Origin of the sequence: Sphingomonas hylomeconis, assembly GCF_025370105.1 — a bacterium.
Classification (GTDB): Bacteria; Pseudomonadota; Alphaproteobacteria; order Sphingomonadales; family Sphingomonadaceae; genus Sphingomonas; species Sphingomonas hylomeconis.
This window is the reverse complement of record NZ_JANQBK010000004.1, coordinates 465917-486700: the sequence shown is the minus strand read 5'-3', so window position 1 is coordinate 486700 and position 20784 is coordinate 465917. Positions and strand designations below refer to the sequence as shown.

General features: G+C 67.6%; 21 protein-coding genes. 7 read left to right on the top strand and 14 right to left on the bottom strand.

Annotated elements, in window-relative coordinates:
* Positions 1-108 precede the first annotated feature (108 nt).
* The gene (locus NV401_RS08955) at positions 109-1590 is read left to right on the top strand and encodes a lipopolysaccharide biosynthesis protein (RefSeq protein WP_261294045.1); all 1482 of its coding nucleotides are present in this window, start codon (positions 109-111) and stop codon (positions 1588-1590) included.
* A gap of 2 nt (positions 1591-1592) precedes the next feature.
* Here the strand turns inward: NV401_RS08955 and NV401_RS08950 are convergent, their stop codons facing one another.
* The 7 genes from NV401_RS08950 to hisS form a co-directional block, all read right to left on the bottom strand.
* The gene (locus NV401_RS08950) at positions 1593-2021 is read right to left on the bottom strand and encodes a CBS domain-containing protein (protein WP_261294044.1); all 429 of its coding nucleotides are present in this window, start codon (positions 2019-2021) and stop codon (positions 1593-1595) included.
* A 91-nt stretch (positions 2022-2112) separates the two neighbouring features.
* Positions 2113-3696: a DUF4139 domain-containing protein gene (locus NV401_RS08945; protein WP_261294043.1), complete on the bottom strand. Its 1584-nt coding sequence runs from the start codon at positions 3694-3696 to the stop codon at positions 2113-2115.
* Positions 3696-5102 (bottom strand): DUF4139 domain-containing protein, encoded by a 1407-nt coding sequence (locus NV401_RS08940; protein ID WP_261294042.1) that lies wholly within the window; start codon positions 5100-5102, stop codon positions 3696-3698. Before NV401_RS08940 ends, NV401_RS08945 begins: the two co-directional genes overlap by 1 nt.
* 198 nt (positions 5103-5300) lie before the next feature.
* Positions 5301-6425: a DUF4167 domain-containing protein gene (locus tag NV401_RS08935; protein ID WP_261294041.1), complete on the bottom strand. Its 1125-nt coding sequence runs from the start codon at positions 6423-6425 to the stop codon at positions 5301-5303.
* A 253-nt stretch (positions 6426-6678) separates the two neighbouring features.
* Positions 6679-7530: a peptide chain release factor N(5)-glutamine methyltransferase gene (gene prmC / locus NV401_RS08930; RefSeq protein ID WP_261294040.1), complete on the bottom strand. Its 852-nt coding sequence runs from the start codon at positions 7528-7530 to the stop codon at positions 6679-6681.
* A gap of 69 nt (positions 7531-7599) precedes the next feature.
* Positions 7600-8673: a peptide chain release factor 1 gene (prfA, locus tag NV401_RS08925; RefSeq protein WP_261294039.1), complete on the bottom strand. Its 1074-nt coding sequence runs from the start codon at positions 8671-8673 to the stop codon at positions 7600-7602.
* Between the two features lie 109 nt (positions 8674-8782).
* Positions 8783-10027 (bottom strand): histidine--tRNA ligase, encoded by a 1245-nt coding sequence (gene hisS, locus NV401_RS08920; protein WP_261294038.1) that lies wholly within the window; start codon positions 10025-10027, stop codon positions 8783-8785.
* Between the two features lie 71 nt (positions 10028-10098).
* Between hisS and NV401_RS08915 the strand changes: the two genes are divergently transcribed.
* The 3 genes from NV401_RS08915 to ppa all read left to right on the top strand — a co-directional run bounded on the left by NV401_RS08915 (position 10099) and on the right by ppa (position 13426).
* The gene (locus tag NV401_RS08915; protein ID WP_261294037.1) at positions 10099-10725 is read left to right on the top strand and encodes a DUF1345 domain-containing protein; all 627 of its coding nucleotides are present in this window, start codon (positions 10099-10101) and stop codon (positions 10723-10725) included.
* Between the two features lie 208 nt (positions 10726-10933).
* Positions 10934-12841, top strand: a complete 1908-nt coding sequence (locus NV401_RS08910; protein ID WP_261294036.1) for a M61 family metallopeptidase — start codon at positions 10934-10936, stop codon at positions 12839-12841.
* Positions 12842-12850: 9 nt separating this feature from the next.
* Positions 12851-13426, top strand: coding sequence for an inorganic diphosphatase (gene ppa, locus NV401_RS08905; RefSeq protein ID WP_261294035.1), 576 nt, complete (start codon positions 12851-12853; stop codon positions 13424-13426).
* Between the two features lie 51 nt (positions 13427-13477).
* Here the strand turns inward: ppa and NV401_RS08900 are convergent, their stop codons facing one another.
* The 7 genes from NV401_RS08900 to ispG are packed head-to-tail and all read right to left on the bottom strand — an operon-like array spanning position 13478 to position 17332.
* Entirely contained in the window at positions 13478-13834 is a 357-nt protein-coding gene (locus NV401_RS08900; RefSeq protein WP_261294034.1) for a TfoX/Sxy family protein, read from the bottom strand.
* Between the two features lies 1 nt (position 13835).
* Complete coding sequence (locus NV401_RS08895; RefSeq protein ID WP_261294033.1) at positions 13836-14153, bottom strand: DMT family transporter; 318 nt, start codon at positions 14151-14153, stop codon at positions 13836-13838.
* A complete protein-coding gene (locus NV401_RS08890; RefSeq protein WP_261294032.1) occupies positions 14153-14635 on the bottom strand; it encodes a GNAT family N-acetyltransferase in 483 nt (160 codons plus the stop codon). Before NV401_RS08890 ends, NV401_RS08895 begins: the two co-directional genes overlap by 1 nt.
* Positions 14632-15531 carry a DMT family transporter gene (locus NV401_RS08885; protein ID WP_261294031.1) on the bottom strand — a complete coding sequence of 300 codons (900 nt, stop codon included), beginning with the start codon at positions 15529-15531 and terminating at the stop codon, positions 14632-14634. Before NV401_RS08885 ends, NV401_RS08890 begins: the two co-directional genes overlap by 4 nt.
* Positions 15528-15908, bottom strand: a complete 381-nt coding sequence (locus NV401_RS08880) for a type II toxin-antitoxin system VapC family toxin (RefSeq protein ID WP_261294030.1) — start codon at positions 15906-15908, stop codon at positions 15528-15530. Before NV401_RS08880 ends, NV401_RS08885 begins: the two co-directional genes overlap by 4 nt.
* 8 nt (positions 15909-15916) lie before the next feature.
* The gene (locus NV401_RS08875) at positions 15917-16159 is read right to left on the bottom strand and encodes an AbrB/MazE/SpoVT family DNA-binding domain-containing protein (RefSeq protein ID WP_261294029.1); all 243 of its coding nucleotides are present in this window, start codon (positions 16157-16159) and stop codon (positions 15917-15919) included.
* A 36-nt stretch (positions 16160-16195) separates the two neighbouring features.
* A complete protein-coding gene (ispG, locus tag NV401_RS08870; protein WP_261294028.1) occupies positions 16196-17332 on the bottom strand; it encodes a flavodoxin-dependent (E)-4-hydroxy-3-methylbut-2-enyl-diphosphate synthase in 1137 nt (378 codons plus the stop codon).
* 96 nt (positions 17333-17428) lie between these two features.
* On the opposite strand from ispG, the gene NV401_RS08865 reads away from it, so the two are divergent.
* From NV401_RS08865 to NV401_RS08855, 3 genes are read left to right on the top strand one after another with little or no spacing between them, the layout of a single operon-like run.
* Entirely contained in the window at positions 17429-18634 is a 1206-nt protein-coding gene (locus NV401_RS08865; protein ID WP_261294027.1) for an acyltransferase family protein, read from the top strand.
* 49 nt (positions 18635-18683) lie between these two features.
* Positions 18684-19853 (top strand): acyltransferase family protein, encoded by a 1170-nt coding sequence (locus NV401_RS08860; RefSeq protein WP_261294026.1) that lies wholly within the window; start codon positions 18684-18686, stop codon positions 19851-19853.
* Positions 19853-20767 (top strand): isoaspartyl peptidase/L-asparaginase family protein, encoded by a 915-nt coding sequence (locus tag NV401_RS08855; protein ID WP_261294025.1) that lies wholly within the window; start codon positions 19853-19855, stop codon positions 20765-20767. Before NV401_RS08860 ends, NV401_RS08855 begins: the two co-directional genes overlap by 1 nt.
* Positions 20768-20784: the final 17 nt, after the last annotated feature.

Sequence of the window (20784 nt, the reverse complement as noted above, 5' to 3'; positions counted from 1 at the left end):
TCGGATTCGGTCAAACGCTTTCTTGCACTTTTCCTACATTTTTCCGGAAAATGGCTGATTTCGGCGGGTTTACGGGTCCTTCATGCGCCCCGCCCTATAGCGCCGCGGATGGAACCATCTGCCGAATCCCCGAATCAGCCAGTGGAATCACTGGGGAATCAGGTGCGCAGCGCCGTGATCTGGCGCTCGGGGAGCCAGATCGTCGCGCAGCTGGTGCAATGGGCCGCGACCTTCCTCGTCATCCGTATCCTCGATCCGCACGATTACGGCCTGTTCGCGATGACCGGCGTGGTGCTGGTGTTCCTCAACATGCTCAACGGCTACGGGCTGGCCTCCGGGCTGATCCAAAAACCGGTGATCGACGCACGCGAGATCCGGCAATTGTTCGGCATGCTGATCCTGCTCAACGGCACGCTCGGCATCGCGCAGTTCCTGCTCGCCCCGCTGGCCGCGGCCTATTACCGCCAGGCAGAGGTTGCCGACCTGCTGCGCGTGCAGGCCTTGCTGTATCTCACCACCCCGTTCATCGCGCTGCCCTATGCGCTGCTCTCACGCGCAATGGATTTCCGGCTGCAGGCGCGCGTCAACATCGTCGCCTCCATCGCCAGTGCCAGCGCCGCCTTAGCCGGGGCGCTGGCCGGGCTCGGCGTATGGACCTTGGTGTTCGCGCCGATGGTGCTGTTCACCGTCCGGGCGATCGGCATGACGATCGCCGCCCGGTCGCTGGTCTGGCCGAGCTTCGACTTTCGCGGCGCCGGCGGGCTGGCGCGCTATGGCGGAGTGATGGCGGCGAGCCAATTGTTCTGGTTCGCGCAGAGCCAGGCCGACGTGTTCATCGCCGGGCGGCACTTCTCGGCCTATGACCTGGGCCTCTACACCACCGCCCTGTTCCTGACGCAGATCTTCGTCAGCAAGTTCGTGCCGCCGCTCAACGAGGTCGCCTTTTCGGCCTATGCGCGGATGCAGCACGATGCCGCGGCGATGGGGCGGGCCTTCGCCAAGAGCGTGCGGGTGATCATGATCGCCGCGCTGCCTTTCTATTTCGGGCTCGCGGCGACGGCGGAACCGCTGGTGCTGACGATGCTCGGCGAGAAATGGCGCGACGCGGTGCCGATCGTGCGGTTGCTGGCGCTGGCCATGCCGTTCATGACGCTGCAGGTGCTGATCAGCCCGGCGTGCGATGCACGCGGCCGCCCCGGGATCGGCGTGCAGAATGGCGCGATCGGCGCGCTGCTGATGGGAACGGCGTTTTTGATCGGCGTGCAATACGGGTTGGGCGGGCTCGCGCTCGCCTGGATCGTGGCGTACCCGCTCTATCTGTCCATCAGCCTGTGGCGGGGGCTGCCGGTGATCGGCACGACGGCAATCAAGCTCGCCGCGGCGATCGCGCCGGCCTTGCTCTGCGCGGCGGGCATGGCGGTGGCGGTGCGGCTAACCGACGGCGCGCTGCCGATCCTGTCACCGCTCCCCCGGCTGGCGATCCTGGTGAGCGTCGGGGCGATCGTCTATGGCGGCGCCTTGCTGCTGTTCGCGCGCGGCGTGGTGCGCGACCTGATCGCGATCGTGCGCAAGCAGCCGTTGCCCGGCTGAGCTCAGGCCTGCTGGATATAGCTGCGCATCGCCTCGGCATCCGCCTCGATCCGGTCGATGCGGTATTTGACCAAATCACCGATCGAGACGATGCCGACGACCTTGCCGTCCGCGACCACCGGCAGATGGCGGATCCGCCGCCGCGTCATCAGCGACAGCGCGCCGATCGCCGCTTCTGCGGGACTGACGGTGATCGCCGGCGCGGTCATCTCGTCACCCACCATATTGTCCAGCGCCGCCGCACCATGCGCCTGGAGCGCGTGGATCACGTCGCGCTCGGAAAACACGCCGACCACCCGATCCCCGTCCATCACCGGAACGGCACCGATGCGCTTTTGCGCAAGCAGGGCGACCGCATCGCGGACGCTCTGATCGGCGGTGATGGATATCAGTTCGCGGTCATTGCCGCCGAGGATTGCCGCGATCGTCATGATAGCTCTCCTATTGCCCCGCGGCTCGGTTGATCGAGTCCGCTGGCCGCAGCGAGAATTCTCCTTTGTGGCGGAAAGCGCAAGCCTGCGCCTAGCGCTTGTCCGGCTGGAGCGTGAAATCGAGCACCGCTGCGCCATTGGCCGGGACGATCGACCGCCAGGTCGGGACCCCCTTGCGCTCGACCAGCGCGGCACTGGTCTTGGCCGGCTTGTCGGGAAGGCCGATCTCGAACGTCGCCGCGCTGTCGCGCGCATTGGTCACGCGCACGCGGTATGAACGCTTCTTGCCCGATAGCGGCAGCACCGTGACCGTATAGCGCACGTCGCCGCTTTGCCCGGCGCCGAGTTCGACCTCCTCGTCCACGGCGCGATCGGCGAGCCGGCTTTCGCCGACCAGCAGATCGGCGCCACGCGCGCGTTCGAACACCGCCACCCCGCCGGCGGGGAGCGGCAGGCCGAGACCATCTTCCTTCTTGTTGCGCAGCCGCAGGATCAGCGCCGCCGGGCGGCTGTCGCGCTGTGCCGCGGTGCCATAATTGAACGGCGTGAGGCGTTCGCCGAGATAGACGCGCTCGAACTTCACCTGCTGGCGATCGATCATCGCCACCTGCTTGCGGCTGAGCGCGGCGACGGTGACGCGCTCGGGGATGCGGTACAATTTGAGATCGCCCAGCTCCTCCTGCTGCGCCATCATCGGCGGCGGGGGCGGCGCGGGCGGGGGCGGCGGCGGTGGCGCCATCATCATCGACGCTTGGACGCGGCTGCCGGTGACGACGATGTCATAGCTTTCGGACTCCTCCCGTATCTCGGGCCAGGGAGATTTTTCGATTTCCCATCTGGGATGGGTGCTGGTGCCGTCCATCGGCCAGCAGCGCAGCACGAGGCGCGGCGCGGGCCCGCGCGGCAAACGCGCATTGGCCTCCTTGTTAGGCGCGCCGGCCACCGCCTGCGTGCTGGCCTGCGCAAAACCCTGGCTGCCGCCATTGGCGACGGTGAGCCAGGCGAACAGATCGAGCGTCGCACCATCGGGGGCGACACGCGCGACATAATTGGCCGACCAGTCGAAGCCCTGCGCGAGATAGGAGAGTTGCACGGTGACGGTGGCGGCGCGCGCACTGTCGGTCGTTACCGACAAGGTCGGCTTGGCAGCGAGATCGCCTGGTATGCCGGCATATTTCAGGCCTTCGGGCAGGCCGGAACAGCCCAAGGCCTCGACGCCGTCTGCCGTGGTGAGCACCACGCCGCCCTGCGGGCCGGACTGGATGATCGCCTCGCCCTCGGCTACCTTGCCGGTCGCGCGGTTGGTGCGGCGAATCCACACCCGGCGCTTGAGATAGGCGTCGATCAGCGCGGCGGGGGAGATCAGCCGGGCGTCGCGGTTCTTTTCGCCGACACCCTGCGGCAGGCCAGTGATGATCGCGGTTTCCGGCATCATCCCTTCCGACACGCCTTCGAGCCGGATCACCGCCGGCCCCTGCGGCACGGATATCGTCCGCGTCTCGGTGATCAGCGCATAGCCGCCGGGCCAGCCGCGCGGCGGGATCGCGCCCTGCCCGCGATACGGATCGCGATAGAGCGTGACCGAGATCGCGTCGATCCGCTCGGACTTGACCATCGTCTGCGCCGCGGCGGGCGTGGCCACGAGCAGGAGCGCAAAGGCCAGCAAGCCGCGCATCAGTAGCGCGTATCGAAGACCACATTCAGCGACGTCTTGCCGTTCGCCGGCACCGGCACCTGCCATTCCATGCGATCGGCCGAGACGCGGTTGCCGGTGAGGCTCTGCTCGATCACGCGCACGTCGCCATACAACCCGTCCTGCGCGAGATCGACCGTAACCGGTTCGGCGCGCGCATTGCTCAGATCGTAGCGCATCGTGGTGCGCCAGCGGCTCGGCGACAGGCGCTTGCGCTCGACCACCACCGCCATCGCCTTCACGTCGAACGCGTCGCCGGTGCGGATCGACATTTGCGAGCCCATCGGCGTGCCCTCGATCCGGCTTTCGCCGATGAACTGCGGATCGCCGCGCGCATCGCGCAGATAGACGCGGATCGTGCCGGCGGGGAGCTGATCACCGAGCCCGCCGCTTTTCGCGGTGGAGAATTTGAGCACGCTGGAGGCAGAACGCGGCTCGCTGGTCGTGCCCAGCCAGCCATTGACCCATTCATAGCTGTTGCGCGCCGGCGCGCCCTTCACATCGAGGAAGCTGACCTGCTTCTGCTGCGCGTTGGCGACGGTGGTGCGCGCCGGCAGCGGATAGAGGATATAGTCGCCGAGCCGCTCGCGCGTGCCGGTCTCGGTGCCGGCCTCGGTCAGGCTGGCGCGCGACAGGCGCGAGAAATAGCCGTTATTGTTGTTGGCATTGGGATTGCCCGCGACGAGCAGGATATCGGCGTCGCGATACGTTGTGCCGGTAGCGTTGGTCAGCGTGACCCAGCCCTGCACGTCGATCGCGCCCTTGGCGGCATCGAACAGCATGACATAGTCGCTGGTCCAGCCGAGCCCCGGCGTCAGATAGGTCAGCGTCGCGGGGACGCGGCCGGCGGCGGCGGTCTGCAGCGTGACCGACAGCGTCGGGCGGGCGCGAAGGTTTTCCGGCACCTTGTCGAAGATCACGCGCACCGGCAGGCCATCGTCGCGCAGCACCTCGATCCGGCTGCCGATCTGCAGCACGATGCCGCCATTGGCGGCGAGCACGCGCGCCTGTTCCCGCGTCTCCGCGCCGGTGGCGGGATTGGTGCGCACGATCGTCACGACCGAGCCGACCGCCTTTTCCATCAATTTGTCGGGCGAGAGCAGATCGAAATCGAAATTCTGCTCGACGATGCCGATGCCGGGCCCGGACAGGGTGACCGTTTCGGGGCGGATCTGCGCCGAGACGTCGGGGAAATCCTGTCGTGTGCGGCCGGCGGCGAGATCGAGCCGGCGCACGTCCTGCACCAGCGACTGGCCGTTCTGATAGATGGTCAGCGCGACATCGCCCTGCGCACTGGGGCCGACCGGGTTGGCGGTGTTGGCGGGCGTGGTTTGCGCATGGAGCGCGGCGGGGAGCATCGCGAGCGTCGCCAGCATGAACCGCTTCATTCGTCGCTCCCCCGATGTCCTTGGCGGGAGGGTAAGCGCGCCGGGCGGGAAGGACAATGGGGATTGGCGGGGTCGCCGATGGAAGCCGGCGAAGATCAGGTAAAGCCCGTTACCCTTCCGCAAGGGTGACGATGGGATGGATACCTCAAGCAAAAGGCCCCGAACCTTGCGGTCCGGGGCCTTTGATCGATCCGGCGCTCAGGCGCTGGTTACTTCGGCAGCGGGCGGGCGACCGCGGCGGCGGCGGGGCTTTTCCTCGGGTTCGTCGCCGGCGACATCGTTGACCGGTGCGTCCGTGGCCGCATCCGGCGTGACTGCCGAGATGGTGAGCGACGGGGGCAGGCGATCGGCCTCGAACGCCGGTGCCGCTTCGGCGACGGGCTCGCGGCGCGGGCGGCCGCGGCGGCGCGGGGCTTCCTGCTCTTCGACCCGGGGTGCTTCGTCCTGCGTGGCATCGACACGGGGCGCTTCTTCCAGCGGCAGGGCTTCCTGCTCTACCGGAGCGCGGTCTTCGGCCGGCTGGCGCTCGGTGCGTTCGGGACGCTCGGCACGCTCCGGACGATCGGCGCGGTTGCGATTGCCGCGGTCTTCGCGGACGTAGCGATCGGCGGCCTGGTCGTTGCTGGCAGTGCCATTGGCGTCGGCGGCGCCCGGGACGTTGCCGTCACGATTGCCGTTGCCGTCGCGATTGGCGTTCTGGCGGCGCGGACGCTCGTCATACTGGCCGCGCTCGGCGCGCTCGCCGGCGGGGCGATCCTGCCGCTCGGGACGATCGTTCTGCGAGCCGCGCGTGCCTTCGCTCTGGCGCTCGCCCTGATAGCCGCCATTCTGCTGGCCGTTCTGGCGTTCCTGCCGGTTACCGTCCTGACGCTCGGGGCGATCCTGGCGGTTACCGTCCTGGCGGCCTTCCTGACGATTACCGTCCTGGCGTTCCTGACGGTTACCGTCCTGCGGCTGGCGGACCGGCTCGGCGCGGGCGACGGGTTCGCCCTCGTCGTCATAATCCTGCTCGTCGTCCTGGAAGGTATTCGCCCCGCCCTGGATCGGCGGACGGTTGTTTTCCTCAAGCCGCGAGCGCGTCTCGGCCAGCACGCGGAAATAGTGATCGGCGAACTGCAGGTAATATTCGGTGTTCACCCGGTCGCCGGACATCTGCGAGTCGCGCGCGAGTGCCTTGTATTTCTCGAGCAGCTGCGCGGCATTGCCGCGCGAGCGATTGTCGATGCGGTTGCCGGTATCCTGACGGCCCGAATTACCCTGCGGGCGCTGTTGCTGCCCGCCACGACCGCGACGGCGGCCGGCCTGTCGATTGTTGTTGATCAACTGTATCTATCCCTGTCCGTAGAAACCAACCGTGCTCCGCAAGCGATGTGGTGCAATGCTCCCCGGCCCATGCCCGCCGACCATCGGCGAAACAGGCCTGCCAGCGTCGCCGGACGACAGCGACTGCATGACTAAAGGAGTGGGCAACTGCCCGTTTTCAGCGAGTTAGGATGAAAACGTGGTGCCCCTATACGCTTGATAGCGAGGCTAGCGGCAATCGCCAAGCACAATATTGCGGGCGATTGCCGCCACTTCACGTCGCGATCAGCGCGCGCGGGCGGCCGGCGAGATCGCGCGCCAGCGCCACCGCCAGCCCCTCCGCTGCGAGCAGGGCGGTGACCGCAGGGGCCTGCATATGGCCGATCTCGAGGATCGCCGCACCGCCGGGGGCGAGCAGCGGGCGCAGCTGCGGGGCGATGCGGCGATAGTCGTCGAGCCCGTCCGGGCCGGCATAGAGCGCGCCCGCCGGTTCGTGCTCGGCGACGTCGCGCGGCAGCGGCTCGACGGTGCCGATATAGGGCGGGTTGGCGAGGATCAGATCGAACCGGGCATCCAGTCCGGCGGCCCAGTCGCCGATCTGGAAGCGCGCACGATCGGCCATGTGCAGCGCCGCGGCGTTGCGGCGGGCATAAGCGAGCGCCGGCTCGGATGCGTCGATGCCCAGGCCGTGCGCGGCGGGCCATTCGGCCAGCGCGGCGAGCAGCAGCGTGCCGGGGCCGGTGCCGAGATCGAGGATCGTCTCGGGCGGACGGTCGGTGAAATGCGCGAGCGCGGCCTCGATCAGCGTCTCGCTGTCGGGCCGGGGGATCAGCACGCCGGGGCCGACCTGCAGCTCGATCGTCCAGAAGGCGCGGCTCCCGGTGATATAGGCGATCGGCTCGTGCGCGAGGCGGCGGGCGAGGAGCGCGGCGAAGGCGGCTGGGGTGGCGTCGTCGAGACGGTTGAGCAGCAGCTGCTCGCGCGTCGCGCCGAGCGCGTGCGCCATCAGCAGCTCGGCATCGAGCCGCGGGGTAGCGCTGGCGGCGGCGAGCGCCGTGGTGCCCTGGTTGAGGGCTGCTCTGACTCCCCTCCCGCATGCGGGAGGGGTTGGGGGAGGGCCTGTCACGAGCGTCGCGCCAGCAAGGACAGCCCCTCCCCTAGCCTCTCCCGCAGGCGGGAGGGGGACGGAAGGCCGCTACTCACTGATGCTCGCCAGCCGCTCCGCCTCGTCCTCGGCGATCAGCGCGCCGATCAGTTCGTCCATGTCGCCCTCGAGGATCTCGGGCAGGCGGTGCAGCGTCAGGTTGATGCGGTGATCGGTCACCCGACCTTGCGGGAAATTGTACGTGCGGATGCGCTCCGAGCGATCGCCTGAGCCGACCATCGACTTGCGCGCGCCGGCGCGTTCGTTGTGCAGCCGTTCACGCTCCGCCTCGTAGAGCCGCGTGCGCAAGACCTTGAGCGCCTTGGCCTTGTTCTTGTGCTGCGACTTCTCGTCCTGCTGGATCACCACCAGGCCCGACGGGATATGCGTGATGCGCACCGCGCTGTCCGTCGTGTTGACCGACTGGCCGCCGGGGCCGGACGAGCGATACACGTCGATGCGCAGATCCTTGTCGTCGATCTTGACGTCGACTTCCTCCGCCTCGGGCAGCACCGCGACGGTGGCGGCGGAGGTGTGGATGCGGCCCTGCGCCTCGGTCGCGGGGACGCGCTGCACGCGGTGCACGCCGGCCTCGAACTTGAGCCGCGCGAACACGCCCTGCCCGGTCACGCTGGCGACGATATCCTTGTAGCCGCCCGCTTCCGACGCGCTGGCCGAGATCAGCTCGACGCGCCAGCCGCGGCGCTCGGCATAACGCTGGTACATGCGGAACAGATCGCCGGCGAACAGCGCCGCCTCGTCGCCGCCGGTGCCGGGGCGGATCTCGAGCATCGCGGCGCGCTCGTCGGCGGCGTCGCGCGGCAGCAGCGCCAGCGCCAGCGCGCGATCGGCGACGGTCAGCGCTTCCTCATTGTCGCGCAATTCGTCGTTGGCCATGGCGCGCAGCTCGTCATCGGCGTCGTGCGTCATGTGCTGCAGCGACACGGCCTCGGCGCGCAGCCGCCGCACCTCGCCCGCGGCGCGCGCGACCGGCTCCAGCTCGGCATATTCCTTGGACACGGCGACGAAGCGATCGGACGCGAGCTCGCCGGTCGCCATCAGCGCCTGCAACTCATCGCGCCGCGCCTCGATCTGCGCGATCCGTTCGGCGGAGATGGTGGTCACGACGAAGCCTTTCCTTCGTCACCCCGGGCTCGACCCGGGGTCCCGCTGCCTAAGCCAGCGAAGACGAAGCTGGACCCCGGCTCAAGGCCGGGGTGACGGTAGAGGACGATCATGCGCCGACCAACTCGAGCACGATCTCTTTCACAACATCGTGCTCGGCAACGTCCGGCGCCGCACGCGTGCTGATCGTCGTCGTATCGCCGTCATGCTTCATGCCGACGAGGACTTTCGCCCCCATCTTGTTCGCCTTTTCGAAGCGTTTGCGGGGAGACCCGGTTGCCACCATGTCGGCCGACAGACCGCGATCACGCAACAGGCGCAATCCTCGGAACGCTGTTGCCAGTGCCGCATCGTCTTCGACCGCAATCATGACATCGACGAGGTCCACCGCCGGCGCGTCGATCAACATTGCCAGACGCTCGACCCCCGCCGCCCAGCCGACGCCTGCCGTGGCCGGGCCGCCCAGGCTCTCGATCAGCCCGTCATAGCGCCCGCCGGCGAGCACCGTGCCCTGCGCGCCCAATCGATCCGTCACGAACTCGAACGCGGTATGCCGGTAATAATCCAGCCCGCGCACCAGCCGCGCGTTGCGCGTCCAGGCGACGCCGGCGGCATCCAGCCCGGCGGTCACCGCGTCAAAAAAGGCGCGCGCCTCCACCGTCAGATAGGCGTCGATATCCGGCGCGCTGTCGGCAATCGGGCGATCGCGCGGGTCCTTCGAGTCCAGGATGCGGAGCGGATTTTTCTCCAGCCGCGCCACGCTGTCCTCGGACAGCTCGCCCCGATGCGCCTCGAAATGCGCCACCAGCGCCGCGCGCCACGCGTCGCGCGTTTCGGCATCGCCCAACGTGTTGAGCTGCAGCGTCACGCCGTCCGCAATGCCCAGTTCGTGCAGCAGCTGATCCGCCAGCACGAGCAGCTCGACGTCGGCCGCCGGCTCGGCCGCGCCGATCACTTCGGCGTCGATCTGGTGGAACTGGCGAAAACGGCCCTTTTGCGGGCGTTCGTAGCGGAACACCGGGCCGTGCGTCGCGAGCTTCAAGGGCGCATATTGCTGCCAGCCCTCGGTGAGATAGGCGCGCGCCAGCCCCGCCGTGAATTCTGGCCGCAGCGTGATCGAATCGCCGCCGCGATCCTCGAACGTGTACATCTCCTTGGAGACGACGTCGGTGGTTTCGCCGAGCGAGCGCGCGAACACCGCGGTGCTTTCGAACACCGGAATGTCGACGCGCTGGAAGCAATAGAGCCGCCGCACCTTCTCGAACGCCTCGATCACGCGGGCGAAGCGCCGCTGCTCGTCGCCGAAAATGTCTTGCGTGCCGCGGATGCGTTTGGGGGTTTCGATACGGGCCATGATGAGCGCGTATCTATGCGAGGGGGCAGGCAAGCGCTAGGCCCCCGGCACAGGACAGGCGGGACAGGCACATGCAACTCGGCAAGAAGATCGCCCCACCCCGTTTCCTGGCCTTCGCGGTCACCTTCGCGATCGGCCTCGCCTTCCTGATCCCGACGCTGGGCAAGGGGCGCGGCACGATGGCCGCGTTCGACATCGCCGCCTTGCTGTTCCTCGCGATCGTCGCGCCGCTGCTGAAAGGCCGCGCCGACGACATGCGGCGGCATGCCAAGAATAACGACGCCAATCGCGTGCTGCTGCTCGCGCTGACCGGCACGGTGATGATCGTCATCCTGGTCGCGGTGGCGAGCGAGATGATGGCCGGCAAGAGTGACGCGCCCGAAGTCGCGCTGATCGTCGGCACGCTGGCGCTGGCCTGGCTGTTCTCGAACACGGTCTACGCACTGCATTATGCGCATCTGTTCTACACCGACGATGCAACGGGCCAGGATTCGCGCGGCATCACCGTGCCCGACACCGACGAGCCGGATTACTGGGATTTCGTCTATTTCAGCTTCACGCTGGGGATGACGTTCCAGACTTCCGACGTGGAGATCACCTCGGCGCGGATCCGGCGCGCCACGATCGGCCACTGCCTGGCGGCGTTCGCGTTCAACATCGGCGTGCTGGCCTTCACGATCAACGTGCTGGGGGGATGACCTTTTCCCTCCTGCACTACCCCGGCGCACGCCGGGGCCCAGTCGGGAGACGGCAATGATCGAGCGCTGCGCGTTGTGACGTCGATCATCGCGACTGGGCCCCGGCGTGCGCCGGGGTGGCGCTTGGAAACTAGTGCAGCCCGCACTGGACCTTTCGCCTCGCCAACCGTTAGACCCCCCACATCACCCCTCCCGCCGAAAGGCCTTCATGTACCGCTTTGCCCTCACCGCGAGCCTGCTCGCCGCCATCGCCACACCCGCCCTCGCCGAAAATTCCAAGCCGCAGCCGGTGCCGTTCGTCGACACGATCCCCGCCGCGCGCGACCTGCCCTATCCCGGCACGATGACCATCGCGGTCGATGCCACCGACACCAAGCGCGGCGTGTTCACGGTGAAGCAGACGATCCCCGTCGCCGCCGCCGGGCCGATGACATTGCTCTACCCGAAATGGCTGCCCGGCGCGCATTCGCCACGCGGCGAGATCGAGAAGCTGGCCGCGCTGGTGATCAGCGCCAACGGCCGGACGCTGCCTTGGACGCGCGACCCGGTCGACGTGTTCGCCTTCCATATCGACGTGCCGAAGGGCGCGAAGACGCTGACCGTCGATCTCAAGTTCCTGTCGGCGACCAAGGCCGATCAGGGCCGCGTGGTGATGACGCCGGACATGCTGAGCCTGCAGTTCAATTCGATGAGCCTGTATCCGGCGGGCTATTTCACGCGCCAGATCCCGGTCAAGGCCAGCGTGCGCTATCCCGACGGGTGGAGCGCCGCCTCCGGCCTGCCGTCGCGGGCGACGGGATCGACCTATACGTACGAGACGACCAATTACGAGGTACTGGTCGATTCGCCGGTGCTCGCCGGGCGCTATTACAAGAAATGGGCGCTCAGCCCGCGCGTCAATCTCAACGTCTTCGCCGACAGCCCCGAGGAACTCGCGGCAACGCCCGAGCAGATCGATGCGCACAAGCGGCTGGTCACCCAAGCGGTGAAGACGTTCGACGCCCAGCATTACGATACGTACGAATTCCTGCTGTCGATCAGCGATCAGCTGGGCGGGATCGGGCTGGAGCATCATCGCAGCTCCGAAAACGGCGTGACGCCCGGCTATTTCACCAAATGGGCCGATGGCCCGGGGCGCCGCAACCTGCTGCCGCACGAATATACGCATAGCTGGGACGGCAAATTCCGCCGCGGCGCGGACCTGTGGACGCCGGATTACCGCACGCCGATGCGCGGTTCGCTATTGTGGGTCTATGAAGGCCAGACGCAATTCTGGGGCTATGTGCTGCAGGCGCGCGCCGGCATCGTCTCCAAGCAGGACACGCTCGACATGTATGCCTCGATCCTCGCCAGCCTCGACAACCGGCCGGCGCGCGACTGGCGCAACCTGGTCGACACGACCAACGATCCGGTGATCTCGTCGCGCAAGCCCAAGGGCTGGACCAGCTATCAGCGCAGCGAGGACTATTACAACGAGGGCCTGCTGGTGTGGATGGAGGTCGATTCCATCCTCCGCCGCCAATCCGGCGGGACCAAGTCGATCGACGATTTCGCCAAGGCGTTCTTCGGCATCAACGACGGCGACTGGGGCCAGGTGACCTATACGTTCGACGATGTCGTCGCGACGCTCAACCAGATCCAGCCCTATGACTGGGCGGGCATGCTGACCAAGCGGCTGACCGAGACCGGCGCGCCCGCACCGCTCGCCGGGTTCGTCGCCAACGGCTACAAGCTGGTCTATACCGACACGCCGACGGGCGCGTTCAAGAGCGCCGAGACGGCGTCCAAGCGCACCGATCTGACCTATTCGCTGGGGCTGGTGCTCGACAAGGACGGCGAAGTGACCGGCGTGGGCTGGAACAGCCCGGCCTATGCGTCGTCGCTGGACGTGGGCAGCAAGATCGTCGCGGTCAACGGCACGGCCTATAGCGACACCGCGATCAAGGCGGCGGTCGTCGCGGCCAAGACCGCGAAGGATCCGATCCAGCTGCTGGTCAAGAACGGCGACAAGATCGGCACGGTGACCATCGACTATCATGGCGGCCCGCGCTATCCGCGCCTGCAGAAAATCGCCCCTGGAGAGGCCGGCCTCGACCGTCTTCTTGCAGCCAAATAGGAAGTTTCAATGCGTATCGACATGATCCCCGCCGGCAAGAATCCGCCGGACGACCTCAACGTCATCATCGAAGTCCCGACCGGTGGCGAGCCCGTGAAATACGAGTTCGACAAGGCCAGCGGCGCGCTGTTCGTCGATCGCATCCTGCACACGCCGATGCGCTATCCGGCGAATTACGGCTTCGTGCCGCATACGCTGTCGCCCGATGGCGATCCGCTCGACGCGCTGGTCATCGCGCGCTCGCCGTTCATTCCGGGCTGCGTGGTGCGGGCGCGCCCGATCGCGGTGCTGAACCTGGAAGACGAGGCCGGCGGCGACGAGAAGCTGGTCTGCGTCCCGGTCGATTCGACCTTTCCCTATTATTCCAACGTCAACGAGCGTGGCGACATGCCCGAGATCGTGTTCGAGCAGATCGAGCATTTCTTCACGCACTATAAGGACCTGGAAAAGAAGAAATGGGTCCGCGTCGGCACTTGGGGCGACCGCGACGAGGCGCGCAAGATCGTGCACGAGGCGGTCGAGCGTTACGAGCAGGCCAAGGCCGCCGGTGACAGCGCACCCGGCCTGGTCGCCCAACAGGATTGAGCCTTTTGGTCGGTGCGTGGTTCCCACGCACCGATAACCCCGGCTTGACGGCTAGGGTCGCTTGGCGCGCTTCTTGACCGGCGCGCGCAGGCCGGCGGCCACCGCCAGTGCCGCCCAGGTCTGCATCGCTTCCGCGTCGTCGTAGACGTCGTCGGGCGCACGACGATAGTTCATCTGGCCGGTGCGCCCCTCGCCCATCTCGTAGCTGAAGCGGGGGCAGCCCGCCGCGTCCCATGCGGCATCGCTGATCGCATCGGCCTTGAACCACAATGCGTCGTCACCGACGATCGCGAAGATCGTACCGTCGAGATACAGCGTCGCACCGCCCATCATCGCACGCCGGGTGACGGTGCCGAGCGGCGCGAGCGCCTCCGCCACCCAGTGGATCAGGCCTTGGTCGACCGCCACATCAATGCGCCGTCAGCTTGAGGCCGGCGATGCACAGCACCACGCCGAGGATCAGCAGCAGCCGCGGCAGGCTGGCCGGCTCGCCGAACCAGGCGATCCCGACGATCACCGTGCCGAGTGCGCCGATCCCGCCCCACACCGCATAGGCCGTACCCATCGGAATCGAGCGCGAGGCGATTTCCAGCAGCGCCATCGAGCAGGTCACCGAAGCGAGGAAACCGAGCGTCCAGCCGAGATGGCGGAAGCCGTCGACATAGCGCAGGCAGGTGGTGAAGCCGATCTCGAACAGGCCGCCGACGACGAGCAGGAGCCAGGCCATCAGCCCCGCCCCGCCAGCGTGCGCAGCGCTTCGCCGGTGACGCGCTGCGTGGTCCAGTCGTCCATCGGCTGGGCGCCGACCTTGCGGTAGAACTCGATCGCGCGCACGTTCCAGTCGAGCACCGCCCATTCGAACCGCGCGCAACCGCGATCGAGCGCGATGCCCGCCAGATGCTGCAGCAGCGCGCGCCCGGCGCCCGCGCCGCGTGCCGCCGGCGTGACGTAGAGATCCTCGAGATACAGGCCGCGCACCCCAGTCCAGGTCGAGAAATTGTGGAAGAACACCGCCATGCCGACGCTCACGCCGTCCTGCGCGGCGATCACCGCCTCGGCGGCGGGGTGCGCGCCGAACAGTGCCGCGTGCATCGCCGCGTCGGTCGCGGTGACCGCCTCGGGTTCGCGCTCGAACTCGGCCAGTTCGCGCACGAAGCGCATGATCGTCGCCGTGTCGTCGGGCGTGGCGGGGCGGATCGTGATGGTCATGCGGCAGCCTCGGTCTGTGGCGCGGGGCCCGGCTTGCCGCGCACCGCGACCAGGCATCCCGCAATGATCAGGAGCGCGCCGGCCACCGTCCACGCGGTGACATGCTCGCCGAAAACGCTATAGCCGAGAATCGCCGACCAGACGAAGGCGGTATATTCGACCGGCGCGAGCACCTGCGCTTCGGCATGCCGGTAGGCCCAGGCGAGCAGCACCGCGGACACCGATCCGAGCGCGGCGGCGCCGAAGATGCCGGGCCACAGCGCGACGGCGGGCACGGTCGAAAACCAGGGGGCGCCAACCAGCAGCAGCAGGGCGAGCACGATGCTGGTGAACAGCGCCACTTCGAGCGGATCGGCGATCTGCGCCTGTTGCCGCAGCAGGATCAGGCTGCCGGCATAGAGGATCGAGGCGAGCACGATCGCCAGCGAGCCGAGCACGACATCGGCCGAGGCATGGGCCTGCCATTGCCCAACGGCGATCGCCAGCACGCCGAGGCTGGCGACGAGCGAGCCGCCGATCGCGGCGCGGCGGATCGTTTCGCCGAGCGTCGCGGCGGCGAGGAACAACGCGATCAGCGGCGCCAGGAAGGTCAGCGCCACGCCCTGCGCCATCGTCACGCGCACCAGCCCCCAGAAGAACAGCAGCACCGATGCCCCCGCCACCGTGCCCCGCGCGACATGCAGGGTCAGCGCCGCCCGGCCCGGCCAGGGGCGCCGCGTGACCAGAAACAGCGGCCCGAGCAGCACGACTCCGGCGACCGAGCGCCACAGCACCGCGCTGTACGCGCCGTGCGCGATCGACATGCCCTTCATCACCGCGTCCATCACCGAATAACTGGCAATGCCGATCGCGGCGACGGCGAACGCGGTCGCGGGAGTGGTGACGCGGCGGGTCAACGGATCAGGCGGACGTCGATGCCCGACATCGGATCAAAATCCAGCTTGAGCCAGTCGCGGTCAGCAGTGAGGATCGGCCTCTCGCTAAACATGCCCTGGACGAGGCAGGCACGATCCCCGAAGCCGAGCCCCAGTTGCTTGGTGACGGGCCGCAATACAGCAGACTGCCTGGCATGCGCTTCCCGAAAAGCCCGTGTTCGAAAACCGTATGAGCGGAGAATGGCCTGAACCACATCCACGTCGCCGCCCTGTTCGACCGCCTTTGCCAATACTTCACCGACGTTTATGATCGAGACTTCGGCGTCGCGCAGATGCGGCGCGACGACATCGGCGCCGTCTTCTCCCTGCAGCACCGCCAAGATGGCAGATGCGTCCAAGACGTACATCACTCGTTCTCGGCGTCCGCGCGTCGGTCGGCAATAAAGTCATCGACCGTGAATTGCCGTTGGATCGTTGCCTGAAATGCACGCTGTCCGGCCTCGACAAGATCGCCATCCGTCTGCAGCACGATTTTCGCGCCGTGCTGATCGATACGAAAACGGTCCCCGGGCCTGAGACCGATCGCCCGCGCGACATCGGCGGGCAGAACAAGTTCGCCATTCTCGGCGACGCGCGCATGATAGGTCATCGATCAACCTTCCTCATACGATGGCTATCACACCCGCTATTCTGCCGCCACCGCTTCGGCGCCGGCCGCCTGTGCCTCGAACGCCTCGATCTCGGCCGCCTTGGTCTCGACCAGCTTGACGATATGTTCGAGCATATCCTCGCTGTTCACCGTGTGATCGGTGACGCCCGAGAGATACACCATATGCTTGCCGTTGCCGCCGCCGGTCAGGCCGATATCGGTCTCGCGCGCTTCGCCCGGGCCGTTGACGACGCAGCCAAGCACGCTGAGCGACAGCGGCGTGCGGATGTGCTGCAGGCGTTCTTCGAGCGCCTGGACGGTGCGGATAACGTCGAAGCCCTGCCGCGCGCAGCTGGGGCAGGAGACGACGCGGACGCCACGATTGCGGATGCCCAGCGCCTTGAGGATCTCGAAGCCGACGCGGACTTCCTCTTCCGGCTCGGCGGACAGCGAGACGCGGATCGTGTCGCCGATGCCGTACCACAGCAGGCTGCCCATGCCGATCGCGCTCTTCACCGTGCCGCCGACGAACCCGCCCGCCTCGGTGATGCCGAGATGCAGCGGGCAATCGACCACTTCGGCGAGTTGCTGATAGGCGGCGACCGCGAGGAACAGGTCGCTCGCCTTCACCGCGACCTTGAATTCGTGGAAATCGTGATCCTGCAACAGCTTGATGTGATCGAGCGCGGATTCGACCAAGGCTTCGGGGCACGGCTCGCCATATTTTTCGAGCAGATGCTTTTCGAGGCTGCCGGCATTGACGCCGATGCGGATCGCGCAGCCATTGGCCTTGGCCGCATCGACCACTTCGCGCACGCGCGCCGACGAACCGATATTGCCGGGATTGATGCGCAGGCAGGCGGCGCCCGCATCGGCCGCTTCCAGCGCGCGCTTATAGTGGAAATGGATGTCCGCGACGATCGGCACGCGGCTGGCGCGGACGATCTGCTTCAGCGCCGCGGTGCTTTCGACATCGGGACACGACACGCGAATGATGTCGACTCCGGCATCCTCGCAGCGGCGGATCTGATCGATCGTTGCGCGCGGATCGCTGGTCGGCGTGTTGGTCATCGTCTGCACGGTGACCGGCGCATCGCCGCCGACGGGGACATTGCCGACCATGATCTGGCGGCTCTGACGACGCGTGATATCACGCCACGGACGAATGGACATGGGCCGCCTATACGCCTGCGCGAATGCTGCGCCAAGCAATGCTTGAGGCTCTGGTTCCTTCATGCTTCGCTCACCAAGGGAGGTTATGCCGGAGCGATGGTGCCTCCCACCCCCTCCAGCGCGGCCGATGCGCCCAGCCAGCGCCATTATGGCCTCGATTGGCTGCGCATCGCGGCGTTCGGCCTGCTGATCTTCTATCATATCGCGATGGTGTTCGCGCCGTGGGATTGGGTGGTGAAATCGCCGCAGACCTATCCTGCGCTGATCGTGCCGATGGCGTTGCTGACGCCGTGGCGGCTGCCGCTGCTGTTCGCGGTATCCGGCTATGCCTCCGCCAAGCTGTTCGACAGATCGGGCAGCGTGCGCGGTTTCGCGCGATCGCGCACGCTGCGGCTCGGCGTGCCCTGGGCGTTCGCCATGCTGGTGCTGATCCCGCCGGAAATGTGGGTGCGCGTGCGCGAACATGGCTATCCATTCGGCGTCGGCCATTTCTGGTTCCTCGATGCCTGGCATCGCGGCATTTTCTACAGCATCGAATTCCCGAGCTGGGAGCATCTGTGGTTCGTCGTCTATCTATGGGCTTATACGATGGTGCTGGCCGGCCTGCTGCTGGGCGCCGGGGGCAAGCGCCTGCAGCAGGGGTGCGACTGGCTGGCCGGGGGGCGGCGGCTGCTCTGGGCGCCGATCGCGCTGCTCGTTGCCGCGAAGCTCGCCTTGCTGTTCGTCGTGCCCGAGCGTCAGGGCCTGTTTACCGACTGGGCCGGCCATGCCGAATATCTGCCGATCTTCCTGTTTGGCTTCGCGCTCGGCCGTTCGACCGCCTTGTGGCCGGCAATCCACCGCGCCTGGAAGCCCGCGGCGGCGATCGCCGTTGCCGCGGGCGGCATCGTCGTCGCGATGGAGCTGCGCTACCAGGCGCATGACGTGCCGCCGCATGCGGTGATGGCGCTCGACCGCGCGGCGCGGCTGGCGATGGCCTGGAGCATGATCGTGCTGCTGCTGCACGTTGCCGAACGCTACTGGAACCACGACCACCGATGGCGCGCGACCCTGGCCGAGGCGGTATTCCCCTTCTACCTCGTGCATCACCCGGTAATCGTCCTGCTCGCCTGGTTTACGCTGCCGCTGGGGTTCGGGCCGTGGAGCGAATTCGCGTTGCTGTTCGCCGGCACCGCGGCGGCATGCCTGATCTTCTATCTGGCCGGCCGCAGGATAGTCTGGCTGCGCCCGCTGATCGGGCTGCGCCCGCGCGCACGTGACGCCAAGACGGTCCGCGACTCCGCCGGGCTGCATCCCGCCTGAGCCAAGCGCGCTAGCCACGCCGCGGCGATCGACTAAAGGGCATCGCGACATGGCACGGCATTATGGTCTCGACTGGCTTCGCATCGGCGCGTTCGCGCTGCTGATCTTCTATCATATCGGCATGGTGTTCGTGCCGTGGGGCTTCCACGCGCAGACCGCGCAGCCGATCGACTGGGTGGCGATCCCGATGATGGCGATCAATCCGTGGCGCCTGGCGCTGCTGTTCGTCGTCTCGGGCTATGCCAGCCGCGCGCTGCTGCTCAAGGGCGGCGGCCTTGGCGGGTTCGTCCGGTCGCGTTCGGCGCGGCTGCTGGTGCCGCTGCTGTTCGGTGTGATCGTGGTGGTGCCGCTGCAGCCGTGGATCGAACTGACCACGCAACATGGCTATGCCGGCAGCTTCTGGACCTTCCTCCGCCACGATTATTTCGGATTCGCCAAGATCTCCGGGATCCTGCTGCCGGCCACGCAGCATCTGTGGTTCGTACTCTATCTGTGGCTGTACACCATGCTGCTTGCGCTCGCCGCGGCGCTGCTCGGCGGGCGCAGCCTGCAGCGCGCATTCGACGCGGTGTTCGGCGGCCTGCGGCTGTGGCTGCTGCCGATGCTGTGGCTGGTGCTGGTATCGGCCTGGCTGTTCCCCGGCGCGCGCGAGACGCATGCGCTATGGGGCGATTGGGTGGCGCATGCGAGCTACCTGCCCGCCTTCCTGTTCGGCTTCGGCTTTGCCGGTTCGCGCACCGGCTTTGCGGCGACCGAGCGGCTGTGGCGCTGGGCCGCGGCGGTCGCGCTGCTGTCCTACGCGTTGGTCGTCGCGATCGAATATGCCTGGCCGGTCAACGTGCCGACACCTTTCCCGTACGGTCATCTCTTCGCGGCCGCACGCGGCATGCAGGGCTGGAGCGCGATCGTCGCGCTGATCGGCTTTGCCGACCGCTATTGGAACCGCAACCACAAGTGGCGCGCCACGCTGACCGAGGCGGTGTTCCCCTTCTACATCATCCACCAGACGGTGATCGTCGGCGTGGAGGGCGCGCTGCTGCCCTACGGCCTGCATCCGGCGACGGAATTCGCCGTGCTGGTGGTGGCGACGGTGGCGGGATGCTGTGCCTTCTATCTCGCCGGGCGGGAAGTGCGATGGTTGCGGCCGCTGATCGGCCTGCGGGCAAACGGCCCGGTCCACCCGCCGGTGCGGGCGACCCTGGCGACGGAGGAAGCGTGATGAGCTGGACCCTGATGATTCACGGCGGTGCGGGCAAGATGACCCGCGACACGCTGACGACGGCGCAGGATGCCGGTGCGCGCGCAGGGCTGGCGGCGGCGCTCGACGCCGGATCGGCGGTGCTCGAGCAGGGCGGCGCGGCGCTCGACGCGGTGGCGGCGGCGATCCGCGTGTTGGAGGATGATCCGCACTTCAATGCCGGGCGCGGCGCGGCGCTGACCTGGGACGGCACGGCCGAGCTGGACGCGGCGATCATGGACGGGCGCGATCGCCGCGCCGGCGCGGTGGCGGGTGCGACAGCGACGCGCAACCCGGTCGATCTCGCCCGCGCGGTGCTCGAAGATGGCGCGCACGTGCTGCTCGCCGGCGCCGGCGCCAACGCCTTTTCCCGGGCGCAGCATCTGCCCCAGGCGGCGGCGGACTGGTTCGTGCTGCCCGAGCGCGCCGCGCAGCTGGCCGAGATGAAGGCGGGCGGCGGCAAATTCGATATCGAGATGAAATACGGCACGGTCGGCGCGGTGGCGTGCGATGCGCACGGCCATGTCGCCGCGGCGACCTCGACCGGCGGGGTGACCGGCAAGCGCTGGGGCCGGATCGGCGATTCGCCGCTGATCGGGGCTGGCACCTTCGCCGACGATCGCGCCTGCGCCGTCTCGGCGACGGGATCGGGCGAATTCTTCATCCGCGTCGGCGTCGGCCATGAGATCGCCGCGCGCGTCCGGCTTGCCGGCGCGTCGCTGCAACAGGCCGCCGACGAGGTGCTGGCCGAGGTGCAGGCGCTGGGCGGCACCGGCGGGGTGATCGTCGCGGCGCCGGGCGGCGACTATGCGTGGAGCTTCACCACCACCGGCATGAACCGTGCCCGGGCATCCTCGGACGGGCAGCGATCGGTGGCGATTTACGGCGACGAATGATCGCGCGCGCGGCTAGA

What these genes read in the sequence shown, in the direction of transcription:
- NV401_RS08955 (WP_261294045.1), top strand. Translation starts at nt 109, where the DNA reads ATGGAACCATCTGCCGAATCCCCGAATCAGCCAGTGGAATCACTGGGG.
- NV401_RS08950 (WP_261294044.1), bottom strand. Translation starts at nt 2,021, where the DNA reads ATGACGATCGCGGCAATCCTCGGCGGCAATGACCGCGAACTGATATCC.
- NV401_RS08945 (WP_261294043.1), bottom strand. Translation starts at nt 3,696, where the DNA reads ATGCGCGGCTTGCTGGCCTTTGCGCTCCTGCTCGTGGCCACGCCCGCC.
- NV401_RS08940 (WP_261294042.1), bottom strand. Translation starts at nt 5,102, where the DNA reads ATGAAGCGGTTCATGCTGGCGACGCTCGCGATGCTCCCCGCCGCGCTC.
- hisS (WP_261294038.1), bottom strand. Translation starts at nt 10,027, where the DNA reads ATGGCCCGTATCGAAACCCCCAAACGCATCCGCGGCACGCAAGACATT.
- NV401_RS08915 (WP_261294037.1), top strand. Translation starts at nt 10,099, where the DNA reads ATGCAACTCGGCAAGAAGATCGCCCCACCCCGTTTCCTGGCCTTCGCG.
- NV401_RS08910 (WP_261294036.1), top strand. Translation starts at nt 10,934, where the DNA reads ATGTACCGCTTTGCCCTCACCGCGAGCCTGCTCGCCGCCATCGCCACA.
- ppa (WP_261294035.1), top strand. Translation starts at nt 12,851, where the DNA reads ATGCGTATCGACATGATCCCCGCCGGCAAGAATCCGCCGGACGACCTC.
- NV401_RS08895 (WP_261294033.1), bottom strand. Translation starts at nt 14,153, where the DNA reads ATGGCCTGGCTCCTGCTCGTCGTCGGCGGCCTGTTCGAGATCGGCTTC.
- NV401_RS08890 (WP_261294032.1), bottom strand. Translation starts at nt 14,635, where the DNA reads ATGACCATCACGATCCGCCCCGCCACGCCCGACGACACGGCGACGATC.
- NV401_RS08875 (WP_261294029.1), bottom strand. Translation starts at nt 16,159, where the DNA reads ATGACCTATCATGCGCGCGTCGCCGAGAATGGCGAACTTGTTCTGCCC.
- ispG (WP_261294028.1), bottom strand. Translation starts at nt 17,332, where the DNA reads ATGTCCATTCGTCCGTGGCGTGATATCACGCGTCGTCAGAGCCGCCAG.
- NV401_RS08865 (WP_261294027.1), top strand. Translation starts at nt 17,429, where the DNA reads ATGGTGCCTCCCACCCCCTCCAGCGCGGCCGATGCGCCCAGCCAGCGC.
- NV401_RS08860 (WP_261294026.1), top strand. Translation starts at nt 18,684, where the DNA reads ATGGCACGGCATTATGGTCTCGACTGGCTTCGCATCGGCGCGTTCGCG.
- NV401_RS08855 (WP_261294025.1), top strand. Translation starts at nt 19,853, where the DNA reads ATGAGCTGGACCCTGATGATTCACGGCGGTGCGGGCAAGATGACCCGC.